This is a genomic window from Aestuariirhabdus sp. LZHN29 (assembly GCF_049985285.1).
GTDB lineage: Bacteria > Pseudomonadota > Gammaproteobacteria > Pseudomonadales > Aestuariirhabdaceae > Aestuariirhabdus.
The window spans coordinates 28,184-53,413 of sequence record NZ_JBNIEU010000006.1 but is presented as its reverse complement, the minus strand read 5'-3'; the positions used below and the strand labels follow the sequence as shown (position 1 = coordinate 53,413).

24 protein-coding genes and 5 tRNA genes are annotated in these 25,230 nt (G+C 53.4%); all 29 read left to right on the top strand.

The features are described from left to right. The first annotated feature begins 203 nt into the window (after positions 1-203). The 29 genes from birA to rpsC all read left to right on the top strand — a co-directional run bounded on the left by birA (position 204) and on the right by rpsC (position 25,227). Positions 204-1,172, top strand: coding sequence for a bifunctional biotin--[acetyl-CoA-carboxylase] ligase/biotin operon repressor BirA (gene birA / locus ACP3PW_RS17140; protein ID WP_426417955.1), 969 nt, complete (start codon positions 204-206; stop codon positions 1,170-1,172). After that, complete coding sequence (locus tag ACP3PW_RS17135) at positions 1,162-1,872, top strand: type III pantothenate kinase (protein ID WP_426417954.1); 711 nt, start codon at positions 1,162-1,164, stop codon at positions 1,870-1,872. Before birA ends, ACP3PW_RS17135 begins: the two co-directional genes overlap by 11 nt. 9 nt (positions 1,873-1,881) lie before the next feature. Further along, complete coding sequence (locus ACP3PW_RS17130; protein ID WP_426417953.1) at positions 1,882-2,580, top strand: SPOR domain-containing protein; 699 nt, start codon at positions 1,882-1,884, stop codon at positions 2,578-2,580. Between the two features lie 36 nt (positions 2,581-2,616). Then, positions 2,617-2,692 (top strand) — tRNA-Thr (locus tag ACP3PW_RS17125). A gap of 96 nt (positions 2,693-2,788) precedes the next feature. Further along, positions 2,789-2,872, top strand: a tRNA-Tyr gene (locus ACP3PW_RS17120). Positions 2,873-2,898: 26 nt separating this feature from the next. Beyond that, positions 2,899-2,973, top strand: a tRNA-Gly gene (locus ACP3PW_RS17115). A gap of 16 nt (positions 2,974-2,989) precedes the next feature. Continuing rightward, positions 2,990-3,065: transfer RNA gene (locus ACP3PW_RS17110), tRNA-Thr, on the top strand. Between the two features lie 70 nt (positions 3,066-3,135). Continuing rightward, positions 3,136-4,362 carry an elongation factor Tu gene (gene tuf, locus ACP3PW_RS17105; protein ID WP_426417941.1) on the top strand — a complete coding sequence of 409 codons (1,227 nt, stop codon included), beginning with the start codon at positions 3,136-3,138 and terminating at the stop codon, positions 4,360-4,362. 43 nt (positions 4,363-4,405) lie between these two features. After that, a tRNA-Trp gene (locus tag ACP3PW_RS17100) sits at positions 4,406-4,481 on the top strand. A gap of 34 nt (positions 4,482-4,515) precedes the next feature. After that, entirely contained in the window at positions 4,516-4,887 is a 372-nt protein-coding gene (gene secE, locus ACP3PW_RS17095; protein WP_426417952.1) for a preprotein translocase subunit SecE, read from the top strand. An 11-nt stretch (positions 4,888-4,898) separates the two neighbouring features. After that, positions 4,899-5,432, top strand: coding sequence for a transcription termination/antitermination protein NusG (gene nusG, locus ACP3PW_RS17090; protein ID WP_426417951.1), 534 nt, complete (start codon positions 4,899-4,901; stop codon positions 5,430-5,432). A gap of 119 nt (positions 5,433-5,551) precedes the next feature. Further along, positions 5,552-5,983, top strand: coding sequence for a 50S ribosomal protein L11 (gene rplK / locus ACP3PW_RS17085; protein WP_426417950.1), 432 nt, complete (start codon positions 5,552-5,554; stop codon positions 5,981-5,983). Further along, positions 5,984-6,679: a 50S ribosomal protein L1 gene (gene rplA, locus ACP3PW_RS17080; protein WP_426417949.1), complete on the top strand. Its 696-nt coding sequence runs from the start codon at positions 5,984-5,986 to the stop codon at positions 6,677-6,679. Between the two features lie 188 nt (positions 6,680-6,867). After that, a complete protein-coding gene (gene rplJ, locus ACP3PW_RS17075) occupies positions 6,868-7,362 on the top strand; it encodes a 50S ribosomal protein L10 (protein ID WP_426417948.1) in 495 nt (164 codons plus the stop codon). A 71-nt stretch (positions 7,363-7,433) separates the two neighbouring features. After that, positions 7,434-7,805 carry a 50S ribosomal protein L7/L12 gene (gene rplL, locus ACP3PW_RS17070; RefSeq protein WP_426417947.1) on the top strand — a complete coding sequence of 124 codons (372 nt, stop codon included), beginning with the start codon at positions 7,434-7,436 and terminating at the stop codon, positions 7,803-7,805. Positions 7,806-8,043: 238 nt separating this feature from the next. Then, positions 8,044-12,117 carry a DNA-directed RNA polymerase subunit beta gene (rpoB, locus tag ACP3PW_RS17065; protein WP_426417946.1) on the top strand — a complete coding sequence of 1,358 codons (4,074 nt, stop codon included), beginning with the start codon at positions 8,044-8,046 and terminating at the stop codon, positions 12,115-12,117. Positions 12,118-12,184: 67 nt separating this feature from the next. Next, the gene (gene rpoC / locus ACP3PW_RS17060) at positions 12,185-16,399 is read left to right on the top strand and encodes a DNA-directed RNA polymerase subunit beta' (protein ID WP_426417945.1); all 4,215 of its coding nucleotides are present in this window, start codon (positions 12,185-12,187) and stop codon (positions 16,397-16,399) included. A 187-nt stretch (positions 16,400-16,586) separates the two neighbouring features. Continuing rightward, entirely contained in the window at positions 16,587-16,958 is a 372-nt protein-coding gene (gene rpsL, locus ACP3PW_RS17055) for a 30S ribosomal protein S12 (RefSeq protein WP_426417944.1), read from the top strand. 91 nt (positions 16,959-17,049) lie between these two features. Continuing rightward, positions 17,050-17,520 (top strand): 30S ribosomal protein S7, encoded by a 471-nt coding sequence (gene rpsG, locus ACP3PW_RS17050; protein ID WP_426417943.1) that lies wholly within the window; start codon positions 17,050-17,052, stop codon positions 17,518-17,520. Between the two features lie 18 nt (positions 17,521-17,538). Continuing rightward, complete coding sequence (fusA, locus tag ACP3PW_RS17045; protein WP_426417942.1) at positions 17,539-19,629, top strand: elongation factor G; 2,091 nt, start codon at positions 17,539-17,541, stop codon at positions 19,627-19,629. 39 nt (positions 19,630-19,668) lie between these two features. Beyond that, positions 19,669-20,895, top strand: a complete 1,227-nt coding sequence (tuf, locus tag ACP3PW_RS17040; RefSeq protein WP_426417941.1) for an elongation factor Tu — start codon at positions 19,669-19,671, stop codon at positions 20,893-20,895. A gap of 174 nt (positions 20,896-21,069) precedes the next feature. Continuing rightward, positions 21,070-21,381: a 30S ribosomal protein S10 gene (gene rpsJ, locus ACP3PW_RS17035; RefSeq protein WP_426417940.1), complete on the top strand. Its 312-nt coding sequence runs from the start codon at positions 21,070-21,072 to the stop codon at positions 21,379-21,381. 118 nt (positions 21,382-21,499) lie between these two features. Beyond that, positions 21,500-22,138, top strand: a complete 639-nt coding sequence (gene rplC / locus ACP3PW_RS17030; RefSeq protein ID WP_426417939.1) for a 50S ribosomal protein L3 — start codon at positions 21,500-21,502, stop codon at positions 22,136-22,138. Between the two features lie 12 nt (positions 22,139-22,150). Continuing rightward, positions 22,151-22,753, top strand: coding sequence for a 50S ribosomal protein L4 (gene rplD / locus ACP3PW_RS17025; RefSeq protein WP_426417938.1), 603 nt, complete (start codon positions 22,151-22,153; stop codon positions 22,751-22,753). Then, positions 22,750-23,046: a 50S ribosomal protein L23 gene (gene rplW / locus ACP3PW_RS17020; RefSeq protein ID WP_426417937.1), complete on the top strand. Its 297-nt coding sequence runs from the start codon at positions 22,750-22,752 to the stop codon at positions 23,044-23,046. The genes rplD and rplW overlap by 4 nt, the downstream gene beginning before the upstream one ends. Before the next feature lie 11 nt (positions 23,047-23,057). Next, entirely contained in the window at positions 23,058-23,885 is an 828-nt protein-coding gene (gene rplB, locus ACP3PW_RS17015; protein WP_426417936.1) for a 50S ribosomal protein L2, read from the top strand. Between the two features lie 19 nt (positions 23,886-23,904). Beyond that, a complete protein-coding gene (gene rpsS / locus ACP3PW_RS17010; protein ID WP_426417935.1) occupies positions 23,905-24,183 on the top strand; it encodes a 30S ribosomal protein S19 in 279 nt (92 codons plus the stop codon). Positions 24,184-24,195: 12 nt separating this feature from the next. Beyond that, positions 24,196-24,531, top strand: coding sequence for a 50S ribosomal protein L22 (gene rplV, locus ACP3PW_RS17005; protein ID WP_426417934.1), 336 nt, complete (start codon positions 24,196-24,198; stop codon positions 24,529-24,531). Between the two features lie 12 nt (positions 24,532-24,543). Further along, positions 24,544-25,227, top strand: a complete 684-nt coding sequence (gene rpsC / locus ACP3PW_RS17000; protein ID WP_426417933.1) for a 30S ribosomal protein S3 — start codon at positions 24,544-24,546, stop codon at positions 25,225-25,227. Positions 25,228-25,230: the final 3 nt, after the last annotated feature.

The following is a 25,230-nucleotide window of genomic DNA, read 5'->3' as shown; positions in this document are numbered from 1 at the left end:
ACCTCTTAGCGCCGATGGTAGTGTGGAGTTTCTCCATGTGAGAGTAGGTCATCGTCAGGCTTTTATTCGAAACCCCGATCTGGAAACAGGTCGGGGTTTTTTTATGGGCGTTAGGGCGTGCTGGCGGCTGATGCCGGGTCGTGGGTGTCTTAGCAGTGGTTGAGGGAGCTGTTACACTCTGCCAATAATGTAGGAGAGTTGGTGTGGATGCCTTGCTGGAAATATTAAAGGATGGAGCCTTTCACTCGGGTGACGCAATTGGTGCGCGCCTGGGGGTCAGTCGCGCGGCCGTTTGGAAGCAGGTAAAGCGGCTGCAGGAGTTGGGATTGGCGCTGGACTCGGTCAAAGGGCGAGGGTATAGGTTGTCTCCCGGTACAGAGTTGCTCGATCGCGATCAGATACTCTCGGCCATGGTGCAGCCGCCTTCGGGGTTGCAGCTTGAGCTGCTCTCTTCGGTGGACTCGACCAACCAGTACTTGTTGTCCCGTGCAGGCGCGGGGGTGGGATATTTTTGTCTGGCTGAGCATCAGAGTGCAGGTCGCGGTCGCCGGGGGCGCGCCTGGTGTAGCCCTTTCGGTGCGAACCTCTATCTATCGACGGTATGGAGCTTCTCTCAGGGTGCGGCTGCACTGGAAGGGCTGAGTCTGGCTGTAGGGTTGGCGGTAATGCGAGCGATCAATAGGCAGGTCTCGGCGCCGCTGCAATTGAAGTGGCCGAACGATCTTCTGTGGGGTGAGCGTAAGGTCGCGGGCATCCTGCTGGAGATCAGTGGTGATCCCGCCGGGGAGTGCCGGGTGATTATTGGGGTTGGCGTGAACCTGCGGTTAACAGATGCCCAGCGGCAGTCTGTCTCTCAGCCTTGTGCGGATCTTGCCGAAGTCGCTGCTCGGCCGGTGGAAAAAAACCGCCTGGCCGGTGCGCTGATAGAGGAGTTGCTCGCAATGCTGGAGGTGTTTGAGGTCAGTGGCTTTTCCTCTTTTGCGCAGGAATGGTCTCGGTACGATGCATTCAATGGGCATGATGTATCGGTGCAAATGGGTGCGGATCAGTGGGTTAGTGGTGTTTGTCGTGGGGTTGACCTGCACGGTGCGCTGCGAGTTGAAACCCCGGATGGGGTGATTAGTTATCGGGGAGGAGAGGTGAGTTTGCGTCGGGGGCGTCGTGATTGTTGATCTGGATGCGGGTAATACCCGAGTAAAGTGGCGGGTTCGTGGAAGCGAACTCCAACTGGGTGCTGCATCCTATGATGATCTGGGAGCGCTCTGCTCTTTGTTGTTGTCCAGCTCTCCGCAAAGGCTTTGCCTTGGGGCTGTTATAGGCGAGCAAAAGCTGGCGCTGCTGTTGTCGGCTATTGGCTCGGCTTGGTCGGGAGTTGTGGAGCGGGTTCAGGTTGAGGATCAGTTCGCTGGAGTTGATTTGATCTATGACGATGTAACCCTGTTGGGGGTTGATCGTTGGTTGGCGCTTCTCGGGGCACGCCAGCTTTTTCCGGAGGCTGAACTCGTGGTGGTCGATTGCGGAAGTGCGGTTACCCTCGACCTCCTCGGGGTACAGGGGAATCATCTGGGCGGCTACATTGTTCCCGGTGTTGCTATGATGCGTAGATCCCTGTTCGATAATACGGGCCGGGTAAAGGTCGATGGCGCGTCACGGTTGGCGTTGGCCCCTGGGCGCTCCACCGTGGAGGCGGTTGATCATGGCGTGCTGCGGCTTTTAAAGGCGCTGATTGTGGATATACTGCACGAGGTTGAGGGTCGGCGGTTGCTAATTACCGGAGGGGATGGCAACGTGTTTGCTCGGCTTATGGGGTGTGAGGAGGCGTATTATCCTCACCTGGTATTGGATGGTATCGCTGTAGCGATGCCTGGATAGGGATGTGGTATGCGCTGGATTCTGTTGATCCTTCTACTGGCCAATGGTGTCTTCTTTAGTTATCAGTGGTATCTCGATTCGCGGGTTGTCGACTACCGTCCTGAGCAGGCTGTGTCGGCTCAGGGCAGCGGTGAGCCGCTGTTGTTATTGACCGAAGAGCAAAAACTCAAGCGCAAGCCGCGTCAGCCGCAGCCTGTCGTCCCCCAGCAAGCTGCCGTAGAGGATACGGGTATGTGCATCTACCTGGGGCCTTTTCAGGCGGTTGAAAGTGCGCAGACGTTGCATCAACGACTAACGGCGTTGAATGTGGGCGGCGAAGTGCAAACCGTAAAGGTGGCGGGCGAGCCTGATTTCTGGGTGTATATGAAGCCTTTGGTGTCTCGAGAGGAGGCGCTGAGGCAGCTCAAGGAGTTGCAGCGGCAAAAGATCGATAGCTTCGTTGTGACCCAGGGAGAGATGGAAAATGGAATATCCCTGGGCTTGTTCACTAAAAAGGCCTCCGCCGAGCGCGTGCTGACACGTATGCAGGGTGCTGGGTACGCAGCCGAGATGAAATTGGTCGAGCGCTATCGGGATGAGTTTTGGGTGACGGTTACCGATGCTGAGGCACGTCGAGTTGGCGAGGATGTGTGGGAAAAAATCGCCAAAGATTATCAGTTTATCGAAAAAGAGCAGAATCTCTGCAAAGCCGTTGCATCGGCTCAATAGTTCCCTTAGAATTGCGCCCGCGATTGAGAGCACCATGCCGGTATAGCTCAGCTGGTAGAGCAACTGACTTGTAATCAGTAGGTCCCGAGTTCGACTCTTGGTGCCGGCACCATTTTCCTGTCATAACATTCTGTTTTAAAAGACATCTATTTGTCGACAAAACGGTTGACAAGGCGGGGGAGTGTAAGCAGAATATCGCCTCCTTTTGGGTGGGGTTCCCGAGTGGCCAAAGGGATCAGACTGTAAATCTGACGCGAAAGCTTCGCTGGTTCGAATCCAGCCCCCACCACCATTAGGTATTATAAGCTGTTGATGTAGGCGGGTATGGTATAACGGCTATTACCTCAGCCTTCCAAGCTGATGACGCGGGTTCGACTCCCGCTACCCGCTCCAGGCAACAGGTTGTAGGGCTCAAGTAGCTCAGTTGGTAGAGCACACCCTTGGTAAGGGTGAGGTCGGCGGTTCAAATCCGCTCTTGAGCTCCATTATTTCAGGAAGGGCAGAACCGGGTTCTGTCCTTGTTTTTTGGTTTTACAGTTTGACGGAGAGGTCTCCATGGCTAAGGAAACTTTTGAGCGTAATAAGCCGCACGTAAACGTCGGCACCATCGGTCACGTTGACCACGGTAAAACTACTCTGACCGCTGCCCTGACTCGTGTGTGTGCCGAGGTTTGGGGTTCTGGTGAGCTGAAGGCGTTTGATCAGATCGATAACGCGCCGGAAGAGCGTGCGCGTGGTATTACCATCGCCACCTCTCACGTTGAGTATGATTCACCTGAGCGTCACTATGCGCACGTTGACTGCCCTGGGCACGCCGACTACGTAAAGAACATGATTACCGGTGCTGCGCAGATGGATGGCGCGATACTAGTATGTGGTGCGACCGACGGTCCTATGCCTCAGACCCGTGAGCACATCCTCCTGTCTCGTCAGGTAGGTGTACCTTACATCGTGGTCTTCCTGAACAAGGCTGACCTGTTGGCGGAAGATTGCGGCGGCGCGGACAGCGAAGAGTACGCAGAGATGCTGGAGCTGGTTGAGATGGAGCTGCGTGAGCTGCTTGATCAGTACGAGTTCCCAGGCGACGACACTCCCATCATTCCGGGTTCTGCCCTGATGGCGTTGAACGGCGAAGATGACAACGAGCTGGGTACCAGTGCGGTACGTAAGCTGGTTGAGACTCTGGATTCCTACATTCCCCAGCCTGAGCGTGCCATCGATGGCGCCTTCATTATGCCGATCGAGGATGTGTTCTCAATCGCTGGTCGCGGTACTGTAGTAACCGGTCGTGTTGAGCGCGGTATTGTTAAAGTCGGTGAGTCTGTTGAGATCGTGGGTATCCGCGAGACCCAGACCACTACCTGTACCGGTGTTGAGATGTTCCGTAAGCTGCTTGACGAAGGTCGTGCGGGTGAGAACGTAGGTGTATTGTTGCGTGGTACCAAGCGTGACGACGTTGAGCGTGGTCAGGTTCTGGCTAAGCCCGGTTCTATCACTCCGCACACCAAGTTCGAATCTGAAGTGTACGTTCTGAGCAAGGAAGAGGGTGGACGTCACACTCCTTTCTTCAAGGGCTACCGTCCGCAGTTCTACTTCCGTACCACTGACATCACCGGTTCTTGCGAGCTGCCTGAGGGTGTTGAGATGGTAATGCCAGGTGACAACGTGCAGATGGTTGTTACCCTGATCAACCCGGTTGCGATGGACGACGGTTTGCGCTTCGCCATCCGTGAAGGTGGTCGTACCGTAGGTGCGGGCGTTGTAGCCAAGGTTATCGAGTAAAGAGTAAGAGGGTTTCGGGAGGGCGTTGCTCTCCCGTATCTGTAGGCCAGTAGTTCAATTGGTAGAGCACCGGTCTCCAAAACCGGGTGTTGGGGGTTCGACTCCCTCCTGGCCTGCCATTATTTAGATGTGTGATTTTCGGGTGTTCCTTGTATGGCTGCAAAATTAGAAACTCAAAGTGAAAGTCGCTTCGATGCACTGAAGTGGCTGGTTGTGGTGGCTATTGTTGTGGTTGGTGCGTACGGAAATCAGCATTATGCGGATGAGTCTCTTCTGTATCGAGTGCTGGCCCTGTTGGTTTTGGGGGTGCTTGCGCTTGTCGTGGCGGCCCAGACTGCAAAAGGGCATGCGGCGTTTGAGTTGCTGAAAGAGTCTCGCACCGAGGTTCGTCGAGTTGTATGGCCTAGTCGTCAGGAAACCACCCAAACAACCTTGATTGTTGTTGGTGCGGTACTGGTTGTTGGGTTGCTCTTGTGGGGGCTTGATTCCCTGCTGAGCTGGATTATCAACCTGTTGATTGGGTAGGAGCACCACAGATGACTCAAAGATGGTATGTTGTGCACGCCTATTCCGGTTACGAGAAGCAGGTTCAGCGTTCGATTAAAGAGCGTATTGAGCGGCACGGAATGGAGGACCAGTTTGGTGAAGTGCTGGTTCCTGTCGAGGAAGTGGTCGAGATGCGTGGTGGCCAGAAGCGCAAAAGTGAGCGCAAGTTCTTTCCTGGCTATGTACTAGTGCAGATGGAAATGAATGACGACACCTGGCATCTGATTAAGGATACGCCGCGTGTTATGGGCTTTATTGGCGGTACTGCCGATAAGCCAGCCCCGATTACCGAAAAAGAGGCGAACGCTATTTTGCAGCGCGTCGAAGACGGTGTCGAGAAGCCGAAGCCGAAGACATTGTTTGAGCCGGGCGAAATGGTACGGGTTGTTGACGGGCCTTTTGCTGACTTTAATGGTGTGGTCGAGCAAGTGAATTATGAAAAGAGCAGGCTGCATGTCGCGGTACTGATCTTTGGTCGCTCTACTCCGGTAGAGCTCGAGTTTGGCCAGGTAGAAAAAGGCTAGGCTCGAACTGGATGTGTGTACCCTGCATCGCTATGGCGATGCGGGGTTGTGTCGTCTGATGAATTCAGGCGTGTTAACCGGGGAGCCGAAAGGCGTTTGCACCCAATGTAGAGGTAACTATGGCTAAGAAAATCCAGGCTTACATTAAGCTGCAGGTTGCTGCAGGTCAGGCTAACCCAAGTCCGCCAGTGGGTCCCGCTTTGGGTCAGCACGGCGTTAACATTATGGAGTTTTGTAAAGCGTTCAACGCCAAAACCCAAAGTGTTGAAGCGGGTCTTCCGACTCCCGTTGTTATTACAGTTTACGCTGATCGCAGCTTTACCTTTGAGACCAAGACGCCTCCTGCTGCTGTATTGCTGCTGAAGGCTGCGAAGTTGAAGAAGGGTTCTTCGCGTCCTAATACCGATAAGGTGGGAACGGTAACTCGCGAGCAGCTGGAAGAGATCGCCAAGACTAAAGAGCCAGATCTGACTGCTTCTGATATGGATGCAGCTGTACGCACCATCGCGGGTACTGCCCGTAGTATGGGTCTTAACGTGGAGGGTGTGTAAATGGCCAAGTTGACTAAGCGCGCCAAGGCGATTAACGAAAAAGTAGACGGACTCAAGCAGTATCCGTTGGAAGATGCTGTTGCACTGTTGAGTGAACTTTCTACCGTTAAGTTTACCGAGTCTCTCGACGTTTCCGTGAACCTGGGTGTTGATCCCCGCAAATCCGATCAGGTTGTTCGCGGCGCTACCGTATTGCCAGCGGGTACTGGTAAAGAGGTTCGCGTTGCCGTGTTTACCCAAGGCGCTAACGCTGATGCGGCTAAAGAAGCTGGTGCCGATGTCGTCGGTATGGACGATCTCGCCGAGCAGGTAAAAGCTGGAAACCTCGATTTTGACGTGGTTATCGCCTCTCCGGACGCTATGCGTGTCGTCGGTATGTTGGGTCAGATTCTGGGCCCTCGTGGTCTGATGCCTAACCCCAAGGTTGGTACTGTAACCCCTGACGTTGCGACCGCTGTACGCAACGCCAAGGCGGGTCAGGTTCGCTATCGTACCGATAAAAACGGCATTATCCATGCGGGTATCGGCAAGGTCGGTTTTGACGCCGCCGCTATCAAGCAAAACCTCGACGCGCTGCTGGTTGACCTGAAAAGGACCAAGCCTGCATCAGCCAAGGGTGTTTATGTGAAGAAGGTTACCCTGTCCACCACCATGGGCCCGGGTCTGGTCATCGATCAGTCTTCACTAGAGTTTTAATTGCGGCCCAAAAGGCTGTAATCAATCTTTGGGGCTCCTGCCTTGTGCAGGAGCTGTCAAAGACCGCAGGCGCCGCAAGGCTTAATGTAATACCTGCGCAGATGGTGTGACCCCGATTCAGAATTCTGAGTTGCCACACCGAGTGGATGACCCTTAGGGGTCTTTGTTAAACCAACTGGAGTAGATCCGTGGCTTTAGGACTAGAAGACAAAAAGGCAATTGTTGCCGAAGTCCAGGAAGCTGCTAACAGTGCTTTGTCAGCGGTTGTTGCCGATTCTCGTGGCGTAACCGTAACTGACATGACTGCTCTACGTGCCCAGGCGCGTGAGAACGGCATTTGGCTTAAAGTCGTTCGTAACACCCTGGCTCGTCGTGCAGTAGAAGGCACTGCCTACGAATGTCTCACTGAGACGTTTGTAGGTCCTACCCTGATCGCATTTTCTACCGAGCATCCCGGCGCCGCTGCACGCGTGCTGTCCGATTTTGCAAAGGAAAATTCTGCGTTCGAGGTAAAAGCAGCAGCTTTTGAAGGCGAGTTGGCTGATGTGGCCGTATTGGCCAAACTGCCGACTTACGACGAAGCAATTGCACGCTTGATGAGCGTAATGAAAGAAGCAGCAGCAGGAAAGCTGGTTCGTACCATTGCCGCCATCCGCGACCAAAAACAAGAGCAAGCTGCCTGATATCCCGTTATGGGATGGCAGCCTGAAACAGATTAACGAGCATTACGCTCAATACGTTTAGGAATAGAGAAATGGCTCTTACTAAAGAAGATATCATCAACGCCGTAGCAGAGATGTCTGTAAAAGACGTTGTTGAACTGATCGAAGCAATGGAAGAGAAGTTTGGTGTTAGCGCTGCAGCTGCTGTTGCTGTTGCTGGCGGCGACGCTGGCGGTGCGGCTGCTGAAGAGCAGACCGAGTTTGACGTTGTACTGACCTCTGCTGGCGATAAGAAAGTAAACGCTATCAAGGCGGTTCGTGCTATCACCGGTCTTGGCCTGAAAGAAGCCAAGGGCATGGTTGACGGTGCTCCTTCAGTAGTGAAGGAAGGTGTTAGCAAGGCTGACGCCGAAGAAGCTAAGAAGCAGCTTGAAGAAGCAGGCGCCCAGGTAGAGATCAAGTAACTGCTTGTGATCACCGAAAGCCTGATTTTTTAATTGGTGCTTATGGCTGGTGCCCTTTTGGGCACTGGCCTTTTTCCGTTGTAAGTCCAGTAGTTTTACTGGAGTTGCTTCGGGCCTCTTTGAGGTAGAACAGCTGTAACGGTTTTGGGGCGATACTTCGTCCTTTTGAGAAATTCGATGGTCCGATGATGTGACTCGATCGAATCGATTCGCTAGGTGGCTAAGCTGGGGAACATTAATGGCTTACTCGTACACTGAGAAAAAACGCATCCGCAAGGATTTCAGCAAACTGCCGCACGTTATGGACGTGCCCTATTTGCTGGCTATCCAGTTGGATTCTTATCGCAACTTTTTACAAACCGGTGCCTCTCAGGAGGAGTTGGCCGAGCGTGGCTTGCATGCCGCATTCAAAACCGTGTTTCCTATTGTCAGCTATTCCGGCAGTGCTGCACTGGAGTATGTTGGCTATCGCCTAGGTGAGCCAGTGTTTGACGTTAAGGAGTGTCAGCTCCGGGGCGTTACGTACTCCGCACCCTTGCGCGTTAAGGTTCGCCTTATCATTTACGATAAGGAGTCCTCTAACAAGGCGATCAAGGACATCAAGGAGCAGGAAGTGTACATGGGGGAAATTCCCCTGATGACCGAGAACGGTACCTTCGTAATTAATGGTACCGAGCGGGTTATCGTATCTCAGCTGCACCGTTCACCCGGCGTTTTCTTTAGTCATGACAGCGGTAAGACGCACTCTTCGGGCAAGCTGCTTTACAATGCTCGAGTGATTCCTTATCGCGGCTCATGGCTCGACTTCGAATTCGATCCCAAAGATCTGGTATTCGCTCGAATCGACCGTCGTCGTAAATTGCCGGCGACCATCCTGCTGCGCGCGTTGGGCCTGTCTTCTGAAGAGATTCTGCAGATCTTCTTTGATACCACCGGTTTTGAGCTAACTGACGATGGCGTTAGAATGGTGCTGGTACCTGAGCGCCTGCGCGGTGAAGCCGCCAGCTTTGATATCAAAGATAAGTCCGGCAAGCTGATTGTTGAGCAAGGTCGTCGTATTACGGCCCGCCATATCAAGCAGCTCGAAAAGTCCAAGATCGATAAGCTCGACTCGCCTGTAGAATACCTGTTAGGCAAGCGCCTTGCTCGTGGTCTGGTGGATAAAGCCAGCGGTGAGATTCTGTTCGAATGTAATACCGAAATCACCCTTGAGGTGCTTGAAACTATTCGCGAAAAGAACGTTACCGAACTTGAGGTGATCTACACCAACGAGTTGGATTGCGGATCGTTTATCTCCGATACTCTGGCTGCAGACACAACCACCAATCAGTTGGAAGCGTTAGTAGAAATCTACCGCATGATGCGTCCTGGCGAGCCTCCTACCAAGGAAGCTGCAGAAACGTTGTTCACCAACCTGTTCTTCAGCACGGATCGTTACGATCTGTCCGGCGTAGGTCGGATGAAGTTTAACCGCCGTATTGGTCGCGACTCTGATGTTGGTGCCGGGGTGCTCGACAATGATGACATCATTGCGGTGCTTAAGACTCTGGTCGACATACGTAACGGTAAGGGCATTGTCGACGATATCGATCATCTCGGTAACCGTCGTATCCGCTCTGTTGGCGAAATGGCCGAGAACCAGTTCCGCGTTGGTCTGGTGCGTGTTGAGCGTGCGGTAAAAGAGCGCTTGAGCATGGCAGAGTCCGAAGGCTTGATGCCGCAGGATCTGATCAATGCCAAGCCGGTAGCGGCAGCCATCAAGGAGTTTTTTGGCTCCAGCCAGCTGTCCCAGTTTATGGACCAGAACAACCCTCTTTCCGAAATTACCCACAAGCGCCGTGTCTCGGCCTTGGGTCCGGGTGGTTTGACTCGTGAGCGCGCCGGTTTCGAAGTTCGAGACGTACACCCGACTCACTACGGTCGTGTTTGCCCAATCGAGACCCCTGAAGGACCGAACATTGGTCTGATCAACTCATTGGCGAGCTATGCGCGCACCAACGAGTACGGATTCCTCGAGAGCCCCTACCGTAAGGTTATTGATGGCAAGGTAACGGACGAGATTCACTATCTGTCTGCCATCGAAGAGTCTGCCTTTGTTATCGCCCAGGCTAACGCGGTTCTGGATAAAAAAGGTAGCTTGGTCGACGAAATGGTAAGTGTTCGTCACCTTAACGAATTTACCTTTATGACGCCTGATCGTGTTAATTACATGGATGTCTCCCCGCGTCAGGTTGTATCGGTAGCGGCGTCACTGATTCCCTTCCTCGAGCACGATGATGCTAACCGTGCTTTGATGGGGTCCAACATGCAGCGCCAGGCAGTGCCAACCCTTCGCTCGCAAAAGCCGCTGGTCGGTACGGGTGTCGAGCGTGCGGTTGCAACCGACTCCGGTGTTTGTGTGGTTGCCAAAAGCGGTGGTGTTGTTGAGTTTGTTGACGCAAGCCGTATTGTGGTTCGTGTCGACGCCTCAGAGATCAAGGCCGGTGAAGCCGGTGTGGATATCTATAATCTGGTCAAGTACACCCGCTCCAACCAAAATACCTGCATTAATCAGCGTCCACTGGTCAAAGCGGGTGATAAAGTCGAGCGTAAAGATGTGCTGGCCGACGGACCTTCCGTGGATCTTGGCGAATTGGCGCTGGGCCAGAATATGCGCATTGCGTTTATGACCTGGAACGGTTTCAACTTCGAGGATTCCATTCTGGTTTCTGAGCGAGTGGTACAGGAAGATCGCTTCACTACCATCCATATTCAGGAGCTAACCTGTGTAGCCCGTGAGACCAAGCTGGGTTCGGAGGAGATTACTGCCGATATTCCCAACGTAGGCGAGCATGCACTTAACAAACTGGACGAGTCCGGGATTGTTTATGTGGGCGCTGAAGTGGAAGCGGGTGACATTCTGGTTGGTAAGGTAACGCCCAAGGGCGAGACCCAGCTCACTCCGGAGGAAAAACTTCTCCGTGCGATCTTTGGTGAAAAAGCCTCTGATGTTAAAGATACCTCGCTGCGAGTCCCGACCTCGGTCAAGGGCACCGTTATTGATGTGCAGGTCTTTACCCGCGATGGTGTTGATAAAGACCAGCGCGCGCTTTCCATTGAGAAAACCCAGCTTGATGAGATCCGCAAGGACCTGAACGATGAGTATCGCATTGTTGAGCAAGCAACCTTCGAGCGTTTGCAGGACACCCTGGTTGGCCAAAAGGTCAATGGCGGTCCAGACCTGAAGAAGGGCGACGTCCTGACTAAGGAATATCTTGAAGGTCTCGATCGCGGGCAGTGGTTCAAGTTGAGAATGGTTGATGATGCGCTTAACGAAGCGCTGGAATTGGCTGAAGCGCAGCTTAAAGAGCGTCGCGAGATGCTTGACGATCGTTTCGAAGACAAGAAGAAGAAGCTGCAGACCGGCGATGACCTCGCCCCGGGTGTGCAGAAGATTGTTAAGGTTTACCTTGCGATCAAGCGTCGTATCCAGCCAGGTGACAAGATGGCCGGACGTCACGGTAACAAGGGTGTTATCTCTGTCATCATGCCTGTCGAGGATATGCCTCACGATGAGCATGGTGAGCCAGTTGATATCGTGCTCAACCCATTGGGTGTACCGTCGCGAATGAACGTGGGTCAGATTCTTGAAACTCACCTCGGTATGGCTGCAAAGGGTCTGGGTCGCAAGATCGACGAGATGATCCAGACGCAGAAAAGTATCGCTGACGTTCGCAAGTTCCTCGACAAGATCTACAACGGTGTTGGTGGTCGTGACGAGAACCTGGACGAGTTGAATGATGCCGAAGTGCTCGACCTTGCTCGCAATCTTTGTGATGGCGTTCCGATGGCGACTCCAGTCTTTGATGGTGCTCGTGAGAGTGAGATCAAGGAGCTGCTTGCGCTGGCGGGTATTCCAGAGTCTGGCCAGATGTCACTGTTTGATGGGCGTACCGGAGATCAGTTTGATCGACCTGTCACCGTCGGTTACATGTACATGCTGAAGCTGAATCACCTGGTTGACGATAAGATGCACGCTCGTTCTACCGGTTCTTACAGCCTCGTTACCCAGCAGCCGCTAGGTGGTAAGGCGCAGTTTGGTGGTCAGCGTTTCGGAGAGATGGAGGTGTGGGCACTAGAGTCTTACGGCGCCGCCTATACTCTGCAAGAGATGCTCACCGTCAAGTCGGATGACGTTAATGGTCGTACCAAGATGTACAAAAACATCGTCGATGGTGACCATAGAATGGAGCCCGGCATGCCTGAGTCGTTCAATGTTCTGGTGAAAGAGATTCGGTCTCTTGGCATCGATATAGAACTGGAAACCGAGTAAGCAGCGAAACGCGGGGGGCTGTCACTGAACTGACAGCCCTTAGCCAACCCCGCGAGGAGATACGATCTTGAAAGATTTATTGAATCTACTGAAAACCCAGGGACAAACCGAGGAGTTTGACTCCATTCGGATCTCACTGGCGTCGCCGGAAATGATCCGTTCCTGGTCATTTGGTGAAGTTAAAAAGCCGGAAACCATCAACTATCGGACCTTCAAGCCCGAGCGTGACGGGCTTTTCTGTGCCAAGATTTTTGGCCCGGTTAAAGACTATGAGTGTCTGTGCGGTAAGTACAAGCGCCTCAAGCACCGTGGTGTTATCTGTGAGAAGTGTGGCGTCGAAGTCGCGCTGGCCAAAGTACGTCGCGAGCGTATGGGTCACATCGAACTGGCGAGCCCTGTAGCGCATATCTGGTTCCTGAAGTCGCTTCCGTCCCGCATCGGCATGATGCTGGATATGACCCTGCGTGACATCGAACGAGTGCTCTACTTTGAGTCCTATGTCGTAGTGGATCCAGGCATGACCAGTCTTGAGCAGGGTCAAATGCTCAACGACGAAGAGTATTACGAAGCGCTGGAAGAGTTCGGCGATGACTTCGAAGCCAAAATGGGTGCCGAAGCGGTTCAGGCCCTGTTGGGTGATATGGACCTGGCCGAAGAGATTGCTCGCTTGCGTGAGGAGATTCCGGCTACCAGTTCCGAAACCAAGATCAAAAAGCTCAGCAAGCGCCTGAAGCTGATCGAGGCGTTCCACAGCTCCGGTAATGACCCGGAGTGGATGGTACTCAAGGTTCTGCCGGTACTTCCACCCGATTTGCGTCCGCTGGTACCTCTGGATGGTGGTCGTTTCGCGACGTCCGACCTGAACGACCTGTACCGTCGGGTAATTAACCGTAACAATCGACTCAAGCGCCTGTTGGACCTGAGCGCGCCGGATATCATCGTGCGCAACGAGAAGCGTATGCTGCAGGAATCTGTGGATGCGTTGCTCGATAACGGTCGCCGTGGCCGTGCCATTACCGGTTCCAACAAGCGTCCATTGAAGTCCCTTGCCGATATGATCAAGGGTAAGCAGGGTCGTTTCCGCCAGAACCTGCTGGGTAAGCGGGTCGATTACTCTGGCCGTTCCGTTATCGTGGTTGGACCCACGCTGCGTTTGCATCAGTGTGGCCTGCCCAAGAAGATGGCGCTGGAACTGTTCAAGCCTTTCATTTTTGGCAAGCTGGAAGCGCGTGGTGCTGCTACCACCATTAAAGCGGCTAAAAAGATGGTGGAGCGCGAAGAGGGCCTGGTGTGGGATATCCTCGACGAGGTTATTCGTGAGCACCCGGTACTGCTGAACCGAGCGCCGACCCTGCACCGCTTGGGCATCCAGGCATTCGAGCCGGTGCTGGTTGAAGGTAAGGCTATCCAGTTGCACCCCTTGGTCTGTGCGGCTTATAACGCCGACTTTGACGGTGACCAGATGGCGGTGCACGTACCGCTGACCATCGAGGCGCAACTCGAAGCCCGTGCCCTGATGATGTCGACTAACAACATTCTGGCGCCTGCCAGTGGTGATCCTATCATCGTGCCTTCGCAGGACGTGGTGTTGGGCCTCTACTATATGACCCGCGAGCGCATCAACGCCAAGGGCGAGGGCATGGTCTTTGCCGATATCAAGGAGGCGCAGCGCGCTTACCGTACCGGCAATGTTGAGCTGCACACTCGCTGTAAGGTACGTGTTAGCGAAGTGACCATCGACGCCGAGGGTAACAAGACTCCCCAGCTCCAGCTGGTTGAGACTACCGTTGGTCGTGCGTTGCTGTTTGATGTTTGCCCCGATGGAATCCCTTACGAACTGATTAATCAGCCGATGAAAAAGAAGGCGATCTCCAACCTGATCAACACCTGCTACCGCAACGTAGGTCTTAAAGAGACTGTTATCTTCGCGGACCAGCTGATGTATACCGGCTTCGCTTATGCGACCAAGTCGGGCGCATCCATCGGTGTTAACGACTTCGTGATTCCGGATGAAAAGAACCAGATCATCGAAGATGCCTCCGAAGAGGTTCGTGAAATCGAGGATCAGTATCGCAACGGTCTGGTAACTCAGGGCGAGAAATACAACAAGGTTATCGATATCTGGTCCCGCGCTAACGAGCTCGTGGCTAAGAAGATGATGGATAACCTCGGTAGTGATACGGTTACCAACCGTGAAGGCAAGCAGGAGGAGCAGGAATCCTTCAACTCTGTCTACATCATGGCAGACTCCGGAGCACGGGGTAGCGCAGCCCAGATCCGACAGTTGGCGGGTATGCGTGGCCTGATGGCCAAGCCTGATGGATCCATTATCGAAACGCCCATTACGGCGAACTTCCGTGAAGGTTTGAACGTGCTTCAGTACTTCATCTCGACTCACGGTGCGCGTAAAGGTTTGGCGGATACCGCACTGAAAACGGCTAACTCCGGTTACCTGACCCGTCGACTGGTCGATGTGGCGCAGGATCTGGTGGTTACCGAGGTTGATTGCGGAACCGATCACGGGTTGTGGATGGCGCCTCATATCGAGGGTGGTGATGTAGTAGAACCTCTCGGTGAGCGAATCCTGGGCCGTGTCGTTGCGCAGGACGTTATTAAGCCTGGCACCGAGTCTGAAATAGCCGTAGAGGCGGGCACCCTGATAGACGAAGATTGGGTGAAAAAGCTGGAAAGGATGAACGTCGATGAGATGTTTGTACGCTCCTCCATCACCTGTGAAACCCGTCATGGCGTCTGTGCCAAGTGTTACGGGCGTGACTTGGGTCGTGGGCATCAGGTAAATAGCGGTGAGGCTGTAGGTGTTATTGCTGCCCAGTCGATTGGTGAGCCGGGTACCCAGCTTACCATGCGTACCTTCCACATCGGTGGTGCGGCGTCGCGGACCTCTGCGGCTGATAGCATCCAGGTTAAGACCAGCGGTGCGGTGCGCCTGCACAACCTGAAAACGGTTGAGCGTAAGGATGGATCTCTGGTTGCCGTGTCTCGTTCCGGTGAGCTTGCGGTAGCTGATGAATACGGTCGTGAGCGTGAGCGTTACAAGCTTCCTTACGGTGCCAATATCCTGCTTAAGGATGGTGCTTCGGTCAATGCCGGTGATGTAGTGGCGAAGTGGGATCCCCACACCCACCCGATCATTACCGAGATTGCCGGTAAAGTGGCTCTGTCTGGTATGGAAGAGAACATCACCGTCAACAAGAAAACCGATGAGCTGACCGGCTTGTCCAACATTGAGGTTATTGATCCCAAGGATCGTCCTGCGACCGGTAAGGATATTCGTCCCGCCGTTGGCCTGGTCGATGATGAGGGTAACGAACTCAAGCTTGCCGACAGTAACGCTCCTGCGCAGTACTTCCTGCCAGCGGATTCCTTGCTTAACCTGAGCGACGGTGCCCAGGTTGAAGTGGGTGATGTTATTGCCCGTATCCCGCAGAAAAGCTCGGGCAACAAGGATATTACCGGTGGTTTGCCACGGGTTGCCGATCTGTTTGAAGCGCGGAAGCCGAAAGAGTCCTCTATTCTCGCTGAAGTGAGCGGAATGGTGAGTTTCGGTAAGGAGACCAAAGGTAAGAAGCGTCTCGTTATCACCCCGTCCGACGGTGGAGATCCTTACGAGGAGCTGATTCACAAGTGGCGTCACCTTAACGTCTTCGAGGGTGAGAAGGTGGTCAAGGGTGAGGTTATCTCCGACGGCCCGTCCAACCCACACGATATCCTGCGCCTGTTGGGTATTAGTGAGCTGGCCAAGTACATCGTCAACGAGATCCAGGACGTTTACCGTCTGCAGGGTGTAAAGATCAACGATAAGCACATCGAAACCATTTTGCGTCAGATGTTGCGGAAGATTGAGATCACCGATACGGGCGACTCAAGCTTCATTCGTGGCGATCAGGTTGAGTATGTGCGTTTCCTCGAGCATAACGAGGAGCTTGTGGCTGAGGGCAAGATCCCGGCCAAGGGTGAGCGTGTGTTGCTGGGTATCACCAAAGCGTCGTTGGCGACGGAGTCCTTTATCTCTGCGGCCTCCTTCCAGGAGACTACGCGAGTACTGACCGAGGCGGCTGTAACCGGCAAGCGTGATTTCTTGCGCGGCCTGAAAGAGAACGTGGTCGTTGGCCGTTTGATTCCGGCTGGTACCGGCCTCGCGTATCACAAGGAGCGCCGTATCAAGCGCCAGGAAGAGGGTCAGGCGACCGGCACTGCAAGTGTCAGTTTGAGTGACGTAGAGCAGGCGTTGAGCGAAGCGCTGAACTCTAGCGATAGCTAAGTTCAAATCGCTATAAAGAAGTAGAAGAGTATGGCCCGGACCGATTAACCATCGGATTCCGGGCTTTCTCTTGACTCAGGTTCGCGTGATCTATAGAATCTCGCGTCCTTTAACATGGCTAAATTTCGGTTTAGCTGGTTTTAAATGGGCTCTGGCCCCTATTTGTTAACTATTGGAGTTTGCTTACATGGCAACTATTAACCAGTTGGTTCGTAGCCCGCGTAAACGCAGAGTCGCAAAGAGTGACGTACCCGCACTGCAGGCTTGCCCTCAGCGTCGTGGCGTGTGCACTCGCGTCTATACAACTACCCCAAAGAAGCCGAACTCTGCGCTTCGTAAGGTATGTCGTGTGCGTTTGACCAACGGCTTCGAGGTAACCTCGTACATTGGTGGTGAAGGCCACAACCTGCAAGAGCACAGTGTTGTACTGATTCGCGGCGGTCGTGTAAAAGACTTGCCGGGTGTACGTTATCACACCGTTCGCGGAAGCCTGGATACCCAGGGTGTTAACGACCGTAAGCAGGGTCGTTCCAAGTACGGTACCAAGCGTCCGAAGTAATTTTATCTGTTGATAAGAGTAAGGCTGAGCGTCGCCGGTAACGGCAGTACTCAGGCCAGACCTGAAGACCTAAATTTTTAGAGGGCTTATCATGCCAAGAAGAAGAGTTGTCGCTAAGCGCGAAGTTCTCCCGGATCCAAAGTACGGGAATCAAACGCTGGCCAAGTTTATGAACCACGTAATGATCAGTGGTAAGAAATCTGTTGCAGAGCGTATCGTCTATGGCGCTCTGGACAAGGTTGCAGAGCGCACCAAAGGTGATCCATTGGAGCTGTTCGAAAAAGCGTTGGAGTCCATTGCGCCCATGGTAGAGGTTAAGTCTCGCCGTGTGGGTGGTGCGACCTATCAGGTACCGGTTGAGGTTCGTCCCTCTCGCCGTACGGCACTGGCTATGCGCTGGCTGGTAGATTTCTCCCGTAAGCGTGGTGAGAAATCAATGGCGCTGCGTCTGGCGGGTGAAATTGCCGATGCTGCCGAAGGTAAGGGTGCTGCGGTTAAGAAGCGTGAAGACGTTCACCGTATGGCTGAGGCTAACAAAGCCTTCTCTCACTACCGTTTCTAATTTTTCGAGGATAATCTCGTGGCTCGTAAAACCCCTATTTCCCGATATCGTAACATCGGTATCGTTGCCCACGTTGATGCGGGAAAGACCACTACTACCGAGCGTGTGTTGTTCTACACCGGTGTATCTCACAAAATTGGTGAAGTACATGATGGTGCGGCGACCATGGATTGGATGGAGCAGGAGCAGGAGCGTGGTATCACTATCACATCTGCTGCGACTACCTGTTTCTGGAGTGGCATGAATAAGCAGTTCCAGGACCATCGTGTCAATATCATCGACACCCCTGGGCACGTTGACTTTACTATCGAGGTAGAGCGTTCTTTGCGTGTGCTTGATGGTGCTGTCGTAGTGCTGTGTGGATCTTCCGGTGTTCAGCCCCAGACCGAAACCGTGTGGCGTCAGGCGAACAAGTACTCCGTGCCTCGCATGGTATTCGTCAACAAGATGGACCGCGCTGGCGCTGACTTTAAGATGGTTGTAGACCAGCTTAAAGAGCGTCTGGGTGCGGTTGCAGTACCGCTGCACATGACTATCGGTGCCGAGGACGAGTTCAAGGGCGTAGTCGACCTTGTGAAGATGAAGGCGATCCTTTGGAACGAAGCTGATCAGGGTATTACTTTCGAGTATGGCGATATTCCGGCAGATATGCTGGAAGAGTGTGAAGCCATGCACGAGGAGCTGGTCGAAGCGGCGGCGGAAGCTACCGAAGAGATGATGGAAAAGTACCTCGAAGGTGAAACTCTCACCGAAGAGGAGATCAAGGCGGGCATCCGTGCGCGTACCTTGGCGAGCGAAATCGTGCCTATCCTCGGTGGTTCTGCATTTAAGAACAAGGGTGTACAGGCCGTGCTGGATGCGGTAATCGAGTATATGCCTTCACCTGCAGAGGTTAAGGCTATTGAAGGTGTTCTTGATGACGGCGAAACCACAGAAGAGCGTGGCGCTGACGATAAGGCACCCTTTGCTGCGCTGGCGTTCAAGATCGCTACCGACCCCTTCGTTGGTAATCTGACCTTTATGCGCGTCTATTCCGGCACCCTGAATTCCGGTGACTCCGTATACAACCCGATTAAGTTCAAGAAAGAGCGGATCGGTCGTATGGTGCAGATGCACGCGAACAACCGGGAAGAGATCAAAGAAGTTCTTGCTGGTGATATCGCCGCAGCGATCGGCCTTAAGGATGTGACCACGGGCGACACTCTGTGTGCACTTGATTCTCACATCACTCTTGAGCGTATGGAGTTTCCCGAGCCGGTTATCTCTGTTGCCGTTGAGCCGAAGTCCAAAGCGGATCAGGAGAAAATGGGTGTTGCGCTGGGCAAGTTGGCCCAGGAAGATCCATCTTTCCGTGTCGAGACCGACGAGGAGTCAGGCCAAACCATCATCTCGGGTATGGGTGAGCTTCACCTCGATATCATCGTTGATCGTATGCGTCGTGAGTTTAGTGTCGAGGCCAACATTGGTAAGCCTCGCGTCGCCTACCGCGAGAAGATCAAGGCTACGGTCGATGCGAACCACAAGTTTGCGCGTCAGTCCGGTGGTCGCGGTCAGTACGGTCACGTTGTTATCGAGTTCTCCCCCTCTGAGACAGAGGGATTGGAGTTTATCAACGAGATTGTTGGTGGCACGATTCCCAAGGAGTACATCCCTGCGGTTGAGAAGGGTATTGCAGAGCAGATGAAAAACGGCGTCATTGCCGGCTATCCTCTGTTGGGTCTTAAGGCTCGCCTGTACGATGGCTCCTTCCACGAAGTCGACTCCAACGAGATGGCGTTTAAGGTTGCTGCATCCCAGGCTTTGAAGAAGTACGCGCCGCAGGCGAATCCCGTACTGCTTGAGCCGATGATGAAGGTTGAAGTGGTAACTCCTGAAGATTACATGGGTGACGTGATGGGTGACCTGAACCGTCGTCGTGGTCTGGTGCAGGGGATGGAAGATAGCTCTTCCGGCAAGGTGATTAATGCGCAGGTGCCACTGGGTGAGATGTTTGGATACGCAACTGACTTGCGTTCCGCTACCCAGGGTCGTGCGACCTACTCCATGGAATTTGAGTGCTATGCAGAAGCGCCATCCAGCATCGCTGAAGCGGTAAGCAAGCAAGCCTAAATTTTTGTTTGAAACTATTTAAGAAAGGTATATTTAGCAATGGCTAAGGAAACTTTTGAGCGTAATAAGCCGCACGTAAACGTCGGCACCATCGGTCACGTTGACCACGGTAAAACTACTCTGACCGCTGCCCTGACTCGCGTGTGTGCCGAGGTTTGGGGTTCTGGTGAGCTGAAGGCGTTTGATCAGATCGATAACGCGCCGGAAGAGCGTGCGCGTGGTATTACCATCGCCACCTCTCACGTTGAGTATGATTCTCCTGAGCGTCACTATGCGCACGTTGACTGCCCTGGGCACGCCGACTACGTAAAGAACATGATTACCGGTGCTGCGCAGATGGATGGCGCGATCCTGGTGTGTGGTGCGACCGACGGTCCTATGCCTCAGACCCGTGAGCACATCCTCCTGTCTCGTCAGGTAGGTGTACCTTACATCGTGGTCTTTCTGAACAAGGCTGACCTGTTGGCGGAAGATTGCGGCGGCGCGGACAGCGAAGAGTACGCAGAGATGCTGGAGCTGGTTGAGATGGAGCTGCGTGAGCTGCTTGATCAGTACGAGTTCCCAGGCGACGACACTCCCATCATTCCGGGTTCTGCCCTGATGGCGTTGAACGGCGAAGATGACAACGAGCTGGGTACCAGTGCGGTACGTAAGCTGGTTGAGACTCTGGATTCCTACATTCCCCAGCCTGAGCGTGCCATCGATGGCGCCTTCATTATGCCGATCGAGGATGTGTTCTCAATCGCTGGTCGCGGTACTGTAGTAACCGGTCGTGTTGAGCGCGGTATTGTTAAGGTGGGTGAGTCTGTTGAGATCGTGGGTATCCGCGAGACCCAGACCACTACCTGTACCGGTGTTGAGATGTTCCGTAAGCTGCTTGACGAAGGTCGTGCGGGTGAGAACGTAGGTGTATTGCTGCGTGGTACCAAGCGTGACGACGTTGAGCGTGGTCAGGTTCTGGCTAAGCCCGGTTCTATCACTCCGCACACCAAGTTCGAATCTGAAGTGTACGTTCTGAGCAAGGAAGAGGGTGGTCGTCACACTCCTTTCTTCAAGGGCTACCGTCCACAGTTCTACTTCCGTACCACTGACATCACCGGTTCTTGCGAGCTGCCTGAGGGTGTTGAGATGGTAATGCCAGGTGACAACGTGCAGATGGTTGTTACCCTGATCAACCCGGTTGCGATGGACGACGGTTTGCGCTTCGCCATCCGTGAAGGTGGTCGTACCGTAGGTGCGGGCGTTGTAGCTAAGGTTATCGAATAAGAAAGTAACCTTTTAGTTAAAACGTAAATATAAGAGAGGCCCCGCCCTGTGCGGGGCCTCTCTTTGTCTGTGTGCTTGACAGCGATCTGGGGCGTCTGTAGAATCTGCGCCTCCTTTTGCTATGGCAACATCGTGTGTCTAGCCTAGTTCTTTAATCGTGGAGTTATTTGCATTATGCAAAGCCAGCAAATTCGTATTCGCCTGAAGGCGTTTGATCACCGCCTGATCGACCAGTCCACTCAAGAGATTGTTGAGTCTGCCAAGCGTACTGGTGCGCAGGTGCGTGGTCCTATCCCGCTGCCAACCAAAAAAGAGCGTTTCACCATCCTGACCTCTCCGCACGTCAACAAAGACGCGCGTGACCAGTATGAGATTCGCACTCACAAGCGCCTGCTCGACATCGTCGAGCCTACTGAAAAGACCGTAGATGCGCTGATGAAGCTTGATTTGGCGGCTGGTGTTGAGGTTCAGATTAGTCTGGCGTAATTATTCTCCAGTTAATCGTTCAATGTGCACTCGCACTGCGGGTGTATTTTTTGGTGTAACGCTCTGAGATGGGCGGCCATAGCGGGTTAAAGCCCCGTACACATATGAGGTTAAATCAATGACTATTGGATTAGTCGGCAAGAAGTGCGGCATGACCCGTATTTTTACCGAAGACGGCGTATCTATACCCGTCACCGTTGTTGAAGTTGATCCTAATCGAATCACTCAGGTGAAAACCGCGGACACCGATGGCTATGCTGCTATTCAGGTGACCTCCGGTGCTCGTCGTGCTACTCGGGTTAGTAAGCCGATGGCAGGGCATTTCGCCAAGGCCAATACCGAAGCCGGTCGTGGTCTGTGGGAGTTTCGTGTGGAAGGTGAAGAGACTTTCCAGGTAGGTGATCAGCTTTCTGTAGACCGCTTTGAAGCCGGTCAAAAAGTAGATGTTAGTGGCCAGTCTAAAGGTAAAGGCTTTGCCGGTGCCATCAAGCGCTGGAACTTCAGTATGCAGGACGCCACTCACGGTAACTCCTTGTCGCATCGTGCGCCTGGATCTATCGGTCAGTGCCAGACTCCTGGTCGTGTGTTCAAAGGCAAGAAGATGTCAGGACACATGGGTGCTGAGCGTGTAACCGTCCAGTCTCTGGAAGTGGTTCGCGTTGACGCTGAGCGTAATCTTCTGCTGATTAAGGGTGCGGTACCTGGTGCTCCAGGTGGCGATGTTGTTGTTCTGCCTGCCGTTAAAGCGCGCACCTAAGGGGATTAAGCCATGGATTTGAATGTAAATGGTGCAGGAACCCTACAGGTATCCGATAGCACCTTCGCTTGTGAGTTTAACGAAACTCTGGTTCATCAGGCCGTTACTGCCTATCTTGCTGGCGGTCGTCAGGGTACTCGTGCCCAGAAGACCCGCAGTGAAGTGCGCGGTGGTGGACGTAAGCCTTGGAAGCAGAAAGGTACAGGTCGTGCCCGTGCCGGTACTATCCGTAGCCCTATCTGGCGCAGCGGCGGTGTAACCTTTGCTGCCAAGCCGCAAGATCACACCCAGAAACTCAACAAGAAGATGTACCGCGCTGCAATGCGCACCATTCTCTCTGAGCTGGTTCGTCAGGATCGCCTGGTGGTGGTTGAGGATTTCGCAGTTTCTGCTCCCAAGACCAAAGAAGTCATCGCCAAGCTGAAAGAGCTCGGTGTTGAAAAAGCACTGATCATCGCTGACTCAGTCGATGAGAATCTGTATCTGGGTGCTCGCAATATCGTTCACGTTGATGTTCGTGACGTTAATGCAGCTGACCCTGTCAGCATGGTCTCCTACGAAAAAGTAGTAGCGACCGTTGCTGCTCTTAAGAAGTTTGAGGAGATGCTGGGATGAATCAGGAACGAGTTTTCCAGGTACTGCAAGGTCCACACATTTCCGAGAAGGCGACGATCCTGGCTGAGGCCAATGGTCAGTACGTGTTCAAGGTAGCTAAGGATGCGACCAAGCTGGAGATTAAGAAGGCCGTCGAGCAACTGTTCGAAGTGAAGGTTAAGTCTGTCGCCACAGCTAATGTGAACGGCAAGACCAAGCGCACTGCCAAAGGTATGGGCAAGCGTGTCGACTGGAAAAAGGCTTACGTCAGTCTGGAGCAGGGTCAGGACATCGACTTTGCTAATGCAGGGTAAGGGGTAACGTTATGGCTATTGTAAAATGTAAACCCACCTCCGCTGGTCGCCGCTTTGTTGTCAAGATCGTTAACCCCGATCTGCACAAGGGTGCGCCTTACGCTCCTCTGCTAGAAAAGAAGAGCAAAAATGGTGGTCGCAACAACAACGGACGCATCACTACCCGTCATATCGGTGGTGGTCACAAGCAGCATTATCGTCTGGTTGATTTTCGTCGTAACAAAGACGGAATCCCGGCGACTGTAGAGCGTATCGAGTACGATCCTAATCGTACCGCGCACATCGCTCTGCTTTGTTATGCTGATGGTGAGCGTCGTTACATCATCGCGCCCAAGGGTGTTAAAGCAGGTGATCAGCTGATCACGGGTGCAGATGCACCTATTAAGGCGGGCAACTGCATGCCTCTGCGTAACATTCCTGTTGGTAGCGTTATTCATTGTGTCGAGCTGAAGCCAGGTAAGGGCGCGCAGATTGCGCGTAGTGCCGGTACTTCTGTTCAGTTGGTGGCTCGTGAAGGTTCTTACGTAACTCTGCGTCTTCGCAGTGGTGAAATGCGTAAGGTTCTTGCTGAGTGTGTTGCCACACTGGGTGAGGTCTCTAACAGCGAGCATAACCTTCGTTCTCTTGGTAAGGCTGGTGCTAGTCGCTGGCGTGGTGTTCGTCCGACCGTTCGTGGTGTTGCCATGAACCCGGTTGATCACCCGCACGGTGGTGGTGAAGGTCGTACATCCGGTGGTCGTCATCCTGTGACACCTTGGGGCGTACCTACTAAGGGTCGCAAGACTCGCAGCAACAAGCGCACGGACAAGATGATTGTTCGCCGTCGCGGGTCTAAGTAATTAAATAGAGGAACCGACAGTGCCACGTTCACTAAAAAAAGGTCCATTTATTGACCTTCATTTGTTGAAGAAGGTTGAGGATGCCGTTGAGAAAAACGAAAAGCGTCCCATTAAAACTTGGTCGCGTCGATCTATGATTCTGCCTCAAATGGTCGGTTTGACCATCGCGGTTCATAATGGACGTCAACACGTACCCGTCTTCGTTAGCGAAGATATGGTTGGTCACAAGCTGGGCGAATTCGCCGCTACCCGCACCTATCGCGGTCATGCAGCGGATAAGAAAGCCAAGAAGCGCTAAGAGGGCATTGAAATGCAAGAAGTAGCTGCTATGCACAAAGGCGCTAACATTTCGGCCCAAAAAGCTCGCTTGGTTGCAGACCAGATTCGCGGGAAAGCGGTTGATGAAGCGCTCAATATTTTGAGTTTCAGCAATAAAAAAGCGGCCGAGCTGCTCAAGGTTGTTCTTGAGTCTGCCATCGCTAATGCTGAGCACAACGAGGGGGCCGATGTCGATGAGCTTAAAGTCACCACCGTCTTTGTAGACGAGGGAAGATCTTTGAAGCGCATTAGACCTCGTGCCAAAGGTCGAGCTGATCGCATTATCAAGCGGTCTTGCCACATTACTGTCAAGGTTGCTGAGAAATAAGGAGTCGATCAGATGGGTCAGAAAGTAAATCCTACTGGTATTCGCCTCGGTATCGTCAAGGACCATACTTCTGTATGGTACGCGGACGGCCGGGAGTACGCGGACAAGCTGATTACAGATCTGCAGGTTCGTGAATACATCCAGGAGAAGCTGAAGAGCGCCTCCGTTAGCCGTGTGGACATTCATCGTCCATCACAGAGCGCACGCATCACTATCCACACCGCCCGTCCCGGTATCGTGATTGGCAAGAAAGGTGAAGATGTAGAGAAGCTGCGCGCTCACATTTCCAAGATGATGGGTGTGCCAGTGCACATCAACATCGAGGAAGTTCGTAAGCCTGAGCTAGACGCCATGTTGGTTGCTCAGAACATTTGTGGTCAGTTGGAGCGTCGTGTGATGTTCCGTCGTGCCATGAAGCGTTCTGTGCAGAACACCATGCGTATAGGTGCCAAGGGTATTAAAATTCAGATCAGCGGCCGCCTTGGTGGTGCTGAGATTGCCCGCACCGAATGGTACCGGGAAGGTCGAGTACCTCTGCACACTTTCCGTGCAGACATCGACTACGCCAGCTACGAAGCGATGACTACGTACGGCCTCCTGGGTGTTAAGGTTTGGATCTTCAAAGGCGAAGTGATTGGTGGCCAGCAGCAAGAAGCTGAAGCACCTAAGCCCGCCAAGAAGAAAACGGCTAAATAAGGA